At 60.5% G+C, this 10,867-nt stretch carries 11 protein-coding genes and 2 pseudogenes; 7 read left to right on the top strand and 6 right to left on the bottom strand.

Features of this window, described 5'->3' with window-relative positions; translation table 11 throughout:
* Positions 1 to 18 precede the first annotated feature (18 nt).
* Positions 19 to 330, top strand: a complete 312-nt coding sequence (locus tag IVA74_RS25285) for a hypothetical protein (protein ID WP_247349033.1) — start codon at positions 19 to 21, stop codon at positions 328 to 330.
* Between the two features lie 24 nt (positions 331 to 354).
* Here the strand turns inward: IVA74_RS25285 and IVA74_RS25290 are convergent, their stop codons facing one another.
* Both IVA74_RS25290 and IVA74_RS25295 read right to left on the bottom strand, forming a co-directional pair.
* Positions 355 to 579 carry a hypothetical protein gene (locus tag IVA74_RS25290; RefSeq protein ID WP_247349034.1) on the bottom strand — a complete coding sequence of 75 codons (225 nt, stop codon included), beginning with the start codon at positions 577 to 579 and terminating at the stop codon, positions 355 to 357.
* A gap of 80 nt (positions 580 to 659) precedes the next feature.
* Positions 660 to 1,154 carry a hypothetical protein gene (locus IVA74_RS25295; RefSeq protein WP_247349035.1) on the bottom strand — a complete coding sequence of 165 codons (495 nt, stop codon included), beginning with the start codon at positions 1,152 to 1,154 and terminating at the stop codon, positions 660 to 662.
* A 384-nt stretch (positions 1,155 to 1,538) separates the two neighbouring features.
* Here IVA74_RS25295 and IVA74_RS25300 point away from each other — a divergent pair, with 384 nt between their 5' ends.
* The 3 genes from IVA74_RS25300 to mdoH all read left to right on the top strand — a co-directional run bounded on the left by IVA74_RS25300 (position 1,539) and on the right by mdoH (position 5,945).
* Positions 1,539 to 1,733: a hypothetical protein gene (locus IVA74_RS25300; protein WP_247349036.1), complete on the top strand. Its 195-nt coding sequence runs from the start codon at positions 1,539 to 1,541 to the stop codon at positions 1,731 to 1,733.
* A gap of 625 nt (positions 1,734 to 2,358) precedes the next feature.
* Positions 2,359 to 3,816 carry a glucan biosynthesis protein G gene (locus IVA74_RS25305; protein WP_247349043.1) on the top strand — a complete coding sequence of 486 codons (1,458 nt, stop codon included), beginning with the start codon at positions 2,359 to 2,361 and terminating at the stop codon, positions 3,814 to 3,816.
* Positions 3,804 to 5,945 carry a glucans biosynthesis glucosyltransferase MdoH gene (gene mdoH, locus IVA74_RS25310; protein WP_247349037.1) on the top strand — a complete coding sequence of 714 codons (2,142 nt, stop codon included), beginning with the start codon at positions 3,804 to 3,806 and terminating at the stop codon, positions 5,943 to 5,945. The genes IVA74_RS25305 and mdoH overlap by 13 nt, the downstream gene beginning before the upstream one ends.
* A 174-nt stretch (positions 5,946 to 6,119) precedes the next feature.
* Here mdoH and IVA74_RS25315 read toward each other — a convergent pair whose 3' ends face one another.
* The gene (locus IVA74_RS25315; protein WP_247349038.1) at positions 6,120 to 6,269 is read right to left on the bottom strand and encodes a hypothetical protein; all 150 of its coding nucleotides are present in this window, start codon (positions 6,267 to 6,269) and stop codon (positions 6,120 to 6,122) included.
* Positions 6,270 to 6,823: 554 nt separating this feature from the next.
* Positions 6,824 to 7,735, bottom strand: a pseudogene (gene ligD / locus IVA74_RS25320) (non-homologous end-joining DNA ligase); the annotation flags it as partial.
* A gap of 110 nt (positions 7,736 to 7,845) precedes the next feature.
* On the opposite strand from ligD, the gene IVA74_RS25325 reads away from it, so the two are divergent.
* Positions 7,846 to 8,019: a DUF3606 domain-containing protein gene (locus IVA74_RS25325; RefSeq protein WP_247349040.1), complete on the top strand. Its 174-nt coding sequence runs from the start codon at positions 7,846 to 7,848 to the stop codon at positions 8,017 to 8,019.
* Here the strand turns inward: IVA74_RS25325 and IVA74_RS25330 are convergent.
* Positions 7,960 to 8,274: a response regulator gene (locus tag IVA74_RS25330; protein ID WP_247349044.1), complete on the bottom strand. Its 315-nt coding sequence runs from the start codon at positions 8,272 to 8,274 to the stop codon at positions 7,960 to 7,962. The two genes, IVA74_RS25325 and IVA74_RS25330, sit on opposite strands and share 60 nt — an antisense overlap.
* Between IVA74_RS25330 and IVA74_RS25335 the strand changes: the two genes are divergently transcribed.
* Entirely contained in the window at positions 8,161 to 8,391 is a 231-nt protein-coding gene (locus tag IVA74_RS25335; RefSeq protein ID WP_247349045.1) for a hypothetical protein, read from the top strand. The genes IVA74_RS25330 and IVA74_RS25335 overlap by 114 nt on opposite strands.
* A 456-nt stretch (positions 8,392 to 8,847) precedes the next feature.
* On the opposite strand, the pseudogene IVA74_RS25345 reads toward IVA74_RS25335, so the two are convergent.
* Positions 8,848 to 9,054, bottom strand: a pseudogene (locus IVA74_RS25345) (hypothetical protein); the annotation flags it as partial.
* Between the two features lie 384 nt (positions 9,055 to 9,438).
* On the opposite strand from IVA74_RS25345, the gene IVA74_RS25350 reads away from it, so the two are divergent.
* The coding region (locus IVA74_RS25350) for a carbohydrate porin (protein WP_247349041.1) at positions 9,439 to 10,867 on the top strand (1,429 nt) is incomplete at its 3' end.

The raw sequence follows: 10,867 nt of genomic DNA on the forward strand, positions 1-10,867 counted from the left end.
CGGTAGGAGGAGAGAACGATGAAGACCATTCTGCTCGCAGCCGCGGCCCTCGCGTCGCTCGCAACAGCCGCTTCAGCCGCGCCGCTCAACGTCGGCGGCCTAGCCACCGTGGAGACGGCCAACGTCCAACAGGTCCGCCTGGTCTGCGACGAATACGGCCGTTGCTTCCGGACGCGGGGCCCACGCTACGTCCAACGCTACTACGACGACGACGCCTACGTCGCGCGCCGCAGCTACGGCTACTACGGCGGACCGGGTTATTACGATCGCGGTTATGGCTCCTACGGCGGGCCGAGCATCGGCTTCAGCTTCGGCGCTCGCGGCTGGTGATCGACGAGACCCTCGACGAAGGGGCTACCCGGACGGGTGGCCCCTTTTGCGTTGTCCTGCATCGAGGCGCTTGAGAAACTTTACTCCTTCGACCGCCAACGCCCCGGCGCTCAGCCGGTCCGCAGCGAGCCATTCCTCGACGAATTGCATGAGGGCCGCATGGCGCGCTTTGTCGTCCTTCGCAGACGGATGGATCAGCGTATAGAATTCCCATGCGCGGGTCGCCGCGGCGCTGCTTTCGGTGGGCATCGAAAACTCTCCTAGGCAGAGGAAAAGTGCCATTATTTCCCGGCAAATTCAAACCGATATTGTCCGTAAAGCGTCGCTCCTTATAGGAACGATTGCCGAAAATTCCCGTTGTGACGCGGAGCTCGACCGTCGGGCTCGATCAGCGGGGGTTCATGCCGGTCGTCAGATATTTCGTTTTCGTCGGCAGCGTGCTTTTCGGCCTGCTCTTGGCAGCTGATCGATATCTGCCTGCGCCCGCCAGAGCGCTCTGCCGCAATCGACGTAGATCGAAGCATCATCAGAATCCGCTCGGCGCGAAACCTCCCGGAAAAGATCGTTTTCGATACGGCGAACCCGCCCGTGGTGATGGCTTCTGGTCCGGCCGAGATCGAGCAGCGGGAATATCCGCGGCACGCACTCGCGATGATGCCGCAGGATAGTCGAGCCGTACAGCCCGCGCCGACCCCGATCGGCCGCGTCGCCGAGCGTCGCGCCCCCGTCCGCATCGTGCGCTTCGAAAGCCGGCCGAGCGACGCGTGGCGATGGACCGCCATGAATTGTTCGCCGGGTGGTAGCCGAATCGAAATCGCGAACATGCGGGCATGCCCGGACCCCGCATCTCAAGGTCCAACCGAGACGACCGCAAATCGCATCAGGAGAGAAGAATGAAGGTACTTGTATTGGTGTCCGCAACCGCGTTGGCGACGGTTCTCGCGTTTTCTCCCGCGTCAGCGAGGCTTGGCATCGCTCCGATGGCCTCGACCCAGGACGATGCGATGATTCAAGTGGGCGGCGGCGGTCATCGTCAGGGCCATCATAGCTGGCACGGCGGTCGCGGTCACCACTACGGCTGGTACCGCGGGCATGGTAACTGGCGGCATCGTCACTAACAGCGGCGACGGGCCGGTCGCGACGGCCGGCCCCGCTTCGATGCGCCTCGGTTGGCGCGCATCATCATTGTGCTAGAGAGCATGTGATCCATGAAAGTGCGCGAATTAGTTCAAGAACTTCAGGCGTTGCCAGATCAAGACGCGATCGTTGTCATCGGCGAAGGCTGGAACCCTTTGGTTTGGCTTCTACTGACCGGGATAAAAGAAAGAGGAATTTCGTTTTTGGCCGAGAACCCGGACTTCGCCAAGCCCGTCGCGCTTACGAAATCGTGTGACGCGTTCTGAGAAGCGAGCTCAGGTTTTCGACGGCAATCGGACCCTTGCGTTGCAAGCTCACCGCTAGGCGCTTCGGTCAATCGGGAAAAAGTGGAAACTTTTGCGATCAGTCCGAGTTGGCGTCGAACGATGTTTCGATGCCCGGAGCATGAGAATGACAAACAGAGATTCCCCGACAACGGTCCGGAAACATCGTGTCAGCCTGCTCTAATCGCGTCTTCACGGTAGGGAGGCGCGCAGTGCGGACGCCGAGGAGATGACAGGCTTTGACATAGCCTATTTTGTGCGACTTGCAGGCGAAGAATGCTGAGGCAGATACAGACGCTTGTACGTTGGATGGCCAACGAGACCGCACGTTCGGATTGGACGTTACTCGCTGTGTCGTTTGCGGTCTCCGCAGCCATCGTGTCGGCGCTGCGTGCGCTTTTCGGTTGAGGAGGACGGCAAGAGGATTGCGCAGCTCGCCCCGTGGCCGGCCGCATCGACTATGCCATCCGCCAGCTATTAGTCGCGGTCTTCCGCGCGGAACTCTAGGGAACAGCGGCAGTTGCTCTCTCGCTTCGAAACCGGAGGCGCAAACGTGAATCGCCGACAACTTCTTCGTGCATCAGTAGCTGCTTCAGCTCTAGCTGTATTGCCGCGGCCATCAAACGCTCAGTCCGGCGCCGCCCTGACATTCAGCCCATCCTACGTGCGCGAGCTGGCCCGTGCGCTTGCGACCAAGGCATTCGTCCCTCCGGACGAGAAGCTGCCGGATGCGCTAAAGAATCTCAACTACGACCAATACCGATCTATCCGTTTCGCACCAGAAAAGGCGCTGTGGCATGACGAAAAATTGCCATTCCAAGTGCAATTTTTCCACCGTGGCTTCTTCTACAAGAATAGGGTCGACATCTTTCAGGTGGCGAACAGGAGCGTCACACCGGTCGTGTATCGGCGCGATGAATTTTCGTTCGGCGAGGGACTGGGACAATGGCAGGATGCAGACCTCGGGTTTGCCGGATTCCGCATCCACACTCCGATCAACAAGCCGGATTATTACGACGAGCTTTGTGTATTCCTCGGTGCAAGTTACTTCCGAGCGGTTGCGAAAGGACAGACGTATGGTCTGTCCGCGCGGGGGCTCGCGATCGATACCGGCGAGAGCAAAGGCGAAGAGTTCCCGGTGTTCAAGGCATTCTGGCTGGAGAAACCGGCGCCGAATGCCTCCTCGATGGTGGTCCACGCGCTGCTCGACAGCAAGAGCGCGGCGGCAAGCTACCGTTTCACCATTCGGCCTGGCCAAACCACAGTTTTCGACGTCGAGATGGCCCTCTATCCGCGGGTCGACGTCGAGCATGCCGGGCTGGCGCCGATGACCAGCATGTTCTTCTTCGGTCCGAACGATCGGAAGGACTTCGACGATTTCCGCCCCTCGGTTCACGACTCGGATGGACTTTCGATGTTCAACGGCAGAGGTGAGCAGCTCTGGCGACCGCTCAACAATCCGCACGATCTGCAGGTCAGCAGTTTTGGCGATGTCAATCCGGGCGGCTTCGGCCTCATGCAGCGGGAAAGAAACTATCTCGCTTATCAGGATCTGGAATCCAGTTTCGAAACGCGCCCAAGCCTCTGGTTCGAACCGATCGGTGATTGGGGCGAAGGGGCAGTGAAACTGTTCGAGATTCCGACCAAGGAGGAGGTCCACGACAATATCGCCGCGCTGTGGCAACCGAAGCAGCCCTTGGCGGCAAAGAGCGAACATATCTTCACCTATCGACTGCACTGGGGGCCGGACGCGCCGAAAGCCGACGCACTCGCGCGATTCACGCGAACGGGAATCGGCAGCCGGGGAGATGACAGCAAGCTGTTCGTCCTGGAGCTGATGGGCGAGCACCTCAAAGGCATAGATCCCAAGGCCATGAAAGGGGTGGTGACCGCTGAGAAAGCTGAAATCAGCAACATCGTCACGCAGCCGAATCCCGTGACCGGCGGGTGGCGTCTGAGCTTCCAATGTTCGGTCAAGGGGCAGGCATCGATCGAGCTGCGAGCTTTCCTCGCGCAGAACGATGCGCCGGCCTCCGAAGTATGGATCTATCGATGGACGCCCTGAAACAGTCGCTGGCGCCGCCGCCAAGCGCCCCAGCGCGCCCGTTTCTGCCGCAGGAAAGCCCGCTGTCGATGCTGCCGTGCCGGCTGGACCGTGCGGCCGACGTCAGGCGATCGCAAGCGCTGACGGGTGCCAGCTTGACGGTTCGCCGTCTCTTCATCTTTGCCGGTACGGCCCTGCTGACGCTCGCAGGCGGCTACGGCATGTACGACGTGGTGAAAGTTGGCGGTGTGACCTTTCTCGAGGCGCTGCTGCTCGGTCTGTTCTTTGTGCTGCTCGCCTGGGTCGCGTTCTCGTTCATGTCCGCCCTTTCCGGATTTTTCGTGCTGCTGACGCGCGGGCAGCCCAGCCTGCCGATCGACATGACAGGCCCGCTGCCGCACATCACCGCGCGCACCGCCATGCTGCTGCCAACCTATAACGAGGACCCGCATCATGTGATGGCGCGGCTGCGCGCAATGTATGAATCCATCGAAGCCACCGGATATGGTGCACAATTCGACTGGTTTTTGCTGAGTGATACGACCGAGCCGGACATCTGGATCGGCGAAGAGATGGCCTTCATCCAGCTACGCCGCGCCTGCGGCGGAGATCGGCTGTACTACCGGCATCGCTCCGACAACACCGCGCGGAAGTCCGGCAACATCGCCGACTGGGTCACAAGGTTTGGGGCGGCCTATGATCACATGATCGTCCTCGACGCCGACAGCCTCATGGAGGCTGATACGATCGTTCGCCTCGTCCACGCGATGGAATGCCACTCCTCTTGCGCACTGATCCAGACGCAGCCCGTCATCGTCAACGCGCGCACTTTGTTCAGCAGGCTGCAGCAATTCTCGGGGCGTGTCTACGGCCCCCTCATCACGGCGGGCAATGCCTGGTGGCACTGCGGCGACAGCAACTATTGGGGCCACAACGCCATCATCCGGCTACAGGCCTTCGCCGCAGAGGCCGGACTGCCGGAACTCCGCGGTCGCAAACCTTTCGGAGGACACATCCTCAGCCATGATTTTGTCGAAGCCGCGTTGATGCGCCGCGCCGGCTGGGCGATCTATATGGTCCCGGCCGTTCGCGGCAGCTTCGAAGAAGTCCCGCCGTCGCTGCTGGACTTTGCGGGAAGAGACCGCCGCTGGTGTCAAGGTAACCTTCAGCATCTCGCGGTCCTGCCCGCGCGTGGGCTGCACTGGGTCTCGAGGCTGCATCTGCTCACCGGCATCGGCTCCTACCTGACGGCGCCGCTCTGGCTTCTGTTCCTGTTGCTCGGTCTGCTCATTTCACTGCAGGCACACTTCATCCGGCCCGAATACTTTCCAAAGGGCTTCAGTTTGTTTCCCACCTGGCCGCAGCAGGACCCGGTACTTGCGGCCTGGGTCTTTGCCGCGACAATGGGGCTTCTGATCCTGCCGAAGCTGCTGGCTTATCTGGTTTTGATCAGCAATCGTGGCGAGCGGACCGGATTTGCAGGGAGCTTTCGTACCCTGGCGGGAGTCGTTTGCGAGACGTTTGTCGCGGCATTGCTTGCTCCCTGCATGATGGTCCTCCAGACCAAGGCCGTTGTGGAAATTCTCGCTGGCCGGGACGCGGGCTGGCAAGTGCAGCGCAGAGGCGATGGACAGCCTGCCCGCGGCGAAGTCTATCGAAAGCTCGCCGGGCCCACACTCTGCGGGCTCGTCCTGTCGCTCTGCGCCTATGCGGTCTCGCTGCCCCTGCTGCTCTGGATGTCGCCGGTGGTGCTGGGGCTCCTGCTTTCGATTCCGTTGGGGATCATAACGTCTTCGCGGTTGAGCGCGCCAGGCGTCTTTGCCACGCCGGAAACCAACAGCCCGCCTGCCGTGGTGCTCCGCGCGAACGAGCTCGCCGCATCAGAGCGCATTGAAATGGCCGGGACTCTACGCCAGCTCGACCGAAATCCGGAATTGCTGGCCGAGCATTTGGGCTCGCAATCGCTCGCCAGCCCTCGCAGATTTGGTCCCGTCGACGTGCCCCTTGCGACCGCAACCGCCAAGGCCGAGCAATGCGAAAGCTTAGACGATGTCGTCGTCTGGTTCGACAAGCTGGAAATACGCGCGGTACTTGAGCATCCCACGCTGTTGAAGAGAATCCTTCAGCTCCCTCCCAGCGGCCCGGAGTAAGATTGCGGCGCTAGGTGTTTGCGTCCAATCCACGCGGTTTGCGGCGGGACGACCAATGCGCCCGTTCCGCTGCTGCTTCCCCCGCGAAGCGGGCGAAGCGAAGGCGGACAGCGAGCGTCGGCGCGAAGGACGCGAGCGGGCTCGAAAGACCGCGTCCTGAGGACCGGAAGCGCTTTAAAAGGCTGTGAAATCCGAGCCGTAGAACATGGCCGCAACGAGCGAGAGCAGCAGTCCCAAGCTGCAGAAGATCGCGACGTTCTTGAATTCCTCCGCGCCATCAGCCGAGAGGATTGCGCTCGAGGCTATCTTTGCTTCTGCATCCATCTGTCGATCCTTAGGGCAAAGTTGGTGCTCAGACCCTACCGGTGTTCGCCTACTGCGCGTGTGAACAGGCTCTCACGACTAAGCCACCTGACCTGGATTTTTTTGGAGCTAGACCGTGACCATAGCGGCGCGCGCTACTGGGACGAGGTCCGGCGCCCTCGCTGGGAGGGGTGATGGACGAGCTATATGGGGCGTGAGGCTCCGTAGGAACCGATAGGTCCCGAGAATGCTTGCTTTGTTGGCGAGCGTAGGAGGACCGCATGAGTGCAAGCAACACGTCAGCGATGACAGAAGCATCAGGGTTGACAAACAATCAGGAGGGGCTTGAGAATTCTTCGGCGAGACCGGCGACGAGGAACCGAACCAATCTCCGAGGGTCTGCAGAAGAGTTAGCTGGGCGGCTCCGGCAGATGACGGTGGAGACGCCGCTGCGCTCGCTCTTGGCGGCCTTCGTACTCGGGGTATGGTTTGCCCGTCGGCGTTGAAGCCGAACGCCACGGACGACGGGTTTGCATGTCAAGAACGTCGAAGAACTGCCAGACGTCAGCCCAAATCTTCCTCAAACCTTTGAAAAACGGGTGCCGAACCTTTCCTTCGGCCGACTTCGCCCGGTATTCGATCTCTGCCAGCAACTTCGGCTCGACCCAGACGCCCTTGTGGGCGATCCGCTTGGCGTAGGGCTGCGTCTTCCGGACGAGAGGCTCTAGCCGCCTCCGGAGCTCGGCGGTTGAGACCTTGTCGAAGCCGTGGTCGACCTTGCCTGCGTAGACGAGATCGGCGCCCTTGCGTCGGCCGACGTAGAGGCCGTCCCATTTGGAGTCGTCGAGCGCGGCGCCCGCGATGGTCAGAGTCTCGCGCTGCGCGCAGGTTTTCTTCACCCAGTTGTTGCCGCGCCCGCTGGCGTAGCTGCTGTCGCGGACCTTGGACAGCACGCCTTCCAGCCCCAGCTTGCAGGCGTGCGCGAACATCTCTTGGCCCTCGATTTCGAAGCTCTCGCTGAATTGAACATCGGTACCGGCGATGATCTTCTTGAGCTCTGCCTTACGTTGGTGGAGGGGAAGCTTCCGCAGATCGCGGCCGTTCAGGTAGAGCAGGTCGAAGGCGACCAGCACGATGCGCTTCGAACTCCCCCTCAACTCGTTCTGCAGCACGGAGAAGTCGGTGGTGCCGTCGGCGGCGGGCACGACGATTTCGCCGTCGACGACGGCGGAGCTTGCCTTGATGTGCCACGCGTCGTGAGCGACCTTCTTGAATCGGCTGGTCCAGTCGTGACCGCGCCGGGTGAAGACCTTGACAACCTCGTTGTGGAGATGGACCTGCACCCGACAGCCGTCGAATTTGATTTCGTGAATCCATCGGGATCCGGACGGCACCCTATCGATCGAGGATGCCAGGGCCGGCTCCACGAAATTCGGGAACGGTGCCTTGACGCCGATATCGGCCGACTTCCTACGCGCAAACGCCACGAACGAACTCCACGCAACAAACGTGATTCAAGGTGACACATGTGGAATCGTTCCAGAACTAGTGAATCCTAGTAACGTTGCTCCGGCATCGTTCAATGAAGGAGCCGACCATGGCAAAGGCAGCGAAGAAGACCACGCGAGGACGCAAGCAGGACCGGGCCCGCGTCGCTGGCGGGCAGAAGTACGAAGTCGGTTACGAAGCCAAGAAGACCGGCCGCTCGGCCTCAGCCGTCAAGAAGGTCGGCAACGCCCGCAAGCGGGTCGAGAAGCGTCTCGGGCGGTAGCTTATCCAGAGTACAAGGTTTGAGTACGACTGGCGTTCCTTCAAATCCGTGCGGCACGCCGCTGCTTCCGTAACCGCTCAAGAAAAAGAAAGGTAGCCCTCGGCCCTTTATTATTTCGGCAACGGGCCCCAAGTTCGTGCCATGCAGATTGATGTCGAGGATCGCGAGATCGTACCGCTCAATCTGAGCCGCCGATCGCGCATCGTCTACACTCCCCGCTTCTGCTACGACCCTGTGTCCAAGTTCCTCGACCATCTCGACAAGCATCATTCGGATAAGCGCCTCATCTTCCACAAGCAGTATCGATACCTGCGCCATGTCTCGCCTCAAGCCTTGCCTAAATCGGCTGCCGAGCGCTCGTTAAGGAGCTGAGACACCGCTGTCGTAAGCTCGGCGGGGCAAACGGTTTCTGAAGAATAATGCTGTTGGGAACGCCTTGCGCCGGCCAGTCGTGGGCTGCTGCTCCCATTATGTAACCATGGGAAGATTAGGATCGACCTCGCGCGCCGCCCGTGCGACCTCCCAGCCGTTTAACCTTCCTAATAGATTGATGTCAGTCACAAGAGCGCAGTACGCAACGCGCTGACCTCTGAGCAGCGTCACCGCCTCCTCGCCGGTCTTGGCGCTGGCGGTTTGGAAGCCCCCTCACTCAATGCATCTTCGACAACGCCCTGGATCGCATCGTCGTCGGCAATGTTTCCGGCAAAGTTCCCCCCTGAGACCAGTGAAGTGGATGTTACAAAGTGCACACAAGGCAAAAGTTCTAGCTGGCGGGACAATTTGGCAGTTATGGGCACCTTCCGTTCGGAGGATTTCTTCGTTGGCCATCTGGCGACTGAAGCTGACCTGCAACTCTTCGGCGTTAACTCGCTCGAACTGACAGCGACGATAGGCAAGTCCTGTCGACGAGAGCAGAAGAAAGAACTCGTTCAAGGTCAGCCCCTCAATCGAGGTCTCGACTTGAAGCTTCGCCCCAACGTCTGAGACATCCTTAAGCAGGCACGCGCGACGCAACGTGCCATCGATGGCCATCATTTGAGCGGGCAACGGATGCTCGAAAGTGTCGGGCTTCTTGATCTTGTTCTGCGGGCATTGGTAAACAGAAGTGATCCCGCCGTTATATCCCCGATCAACTAAAAGGAAATAATCGCGGTCGGGAAAAATTGGCAAAATACCTGGACCATTCTGATAAGAACGGAGGCACGCCCCTCAGTGCTGCTCTTTACCATCAGGCACCGGGCAGTTGTCGCCTCGGGGCGCAGTGCACAATGTCTCGGAACTTGTGATGCTCACTGATACCCTTGCTCGCCCCCGTGAGTGGTGGACTTGGAGTTCAAGATCAGGCAAGTCCTGAAGCTTCCAGCATAAGGAGTTCCCGTGGCTCGGCCAAGGAGGGCATATCGGCAAGCGGCGCTTTCAATGTCGGTTGTTCTGCTATTTGCTACCAATGCCCTTGGCCAAGAGGATAAGAAGACCGACGACGACAAACCGGCCGATCCCGACACGGGCGAGAGCACGGTGGAAGAGAAGACGCTAGGTCTTCTTCCCAATCCGCTGCAGCGGTACGGCGTGAAATTCGCGGCAACCTACATCGGCGAGGCACTCGGCAACGCGTCCGGAGGATTGAAGCAGAGCGCGATCTACGAAGGCCGCCTGAACCTTGCCGTCGACGTCGATCTGCAGAAGCTGATTGGGATCGACAAGCTCACCTTTCACGCCAACATGTTCCAGATCCATGGCGACGGGTTGTCGCGCAGCAATTTGCAGAACTTCTTCGTCGTTAGCGGGATCGAGGCTCTGCCGTCGACCCGTCTGTACGAAACCTATTTCGAGAAGCAGTGGGGCGCGAAGAAGGTCTCGCTGAAATTCGGGCAGCTCGCCGCCGACAGCGAATTCTTCAACACCAAGTACACGGACGTGTTCACCAATGCCTCGATGGGATGGCCAGCCATCACCTCGCTCAATCTGCCCAGCGGCGGACCTTCGCCGCCTCTGGCCGCGATGGGCGCCCGGCTGCTCGTCAATGTGACCGATCAGCTTGCTGTGCTTGGCGGAATCTTCGATGGCGATCAGGCCGGACCCGGTCCGGGCGATCCGCAGGAGCGCAACCGCTACGGCGTAAATTTTCGTGTCAACGATCCACCTCTCCTTCTCGGACAGATCCAGTATGCCTGGAATAACAAGAAGGGCGACCCGAACCTGACCGGCCAGATCAAGTTCGGAGGCTGGCGGCACTTTGGCTCCTTCGCGGACCAGAGGCTCGCGTCGAACGGGGGTTCGCTCGCCGCTGCCGCCAGCAGCGGCGAGCCCTTGCTATTGTCCGGGGATGTCGGCGGGTGGGCGGTTTTCGAGCAGCAGATCTACCGCGTGCCTCATAGCGATGATCGGGGGATCGGCGTGTTCGCCAGAGCCGCCGGCGCGCCTGCCGATCGCAACCTGATCGATCTCTACGCAGATGCGGGCGTGGAGTTCACCGGCCTGCGCGACGACCGCCCTGACGACAAGTTCGGGATCGCTGCGGGTTACGCCCACGTCTCGAAACGGGCGCAGGCACTCGACGCGGATTATCGGACGCTGGTGAATCCGAATTGGCCGGTGCGCAGCTTCGAAGGATTGCTGACAGCGGTTTACCAGTATCAAGTCAAGGACGGCTGGACGGTGCAGCCCAATTTCCAATACATCGTTCGTCCCGGCGGCGGCGCCACGCTGCCGGCGGGCCCGCTCGCCGGCAGGCCGCTCAAGAACGCATCCGCCTTCGTCGACAGGATCTTCCATGGCGCGAAGCCTGCCGACCTTCCGGTGGAGCAGCCGACCAAATTCGAATTGGTCATCAACATCAAGACTGCCT

The organism is Bradyrhizobium sp. 132 (genome assembly GCF_023074185.1).
GTDB lineage: Bacteria > Pseudomonadota > Alphaproteobacteria > Rhizobiales > Xanthobacteraceae > Bradyrhizobium.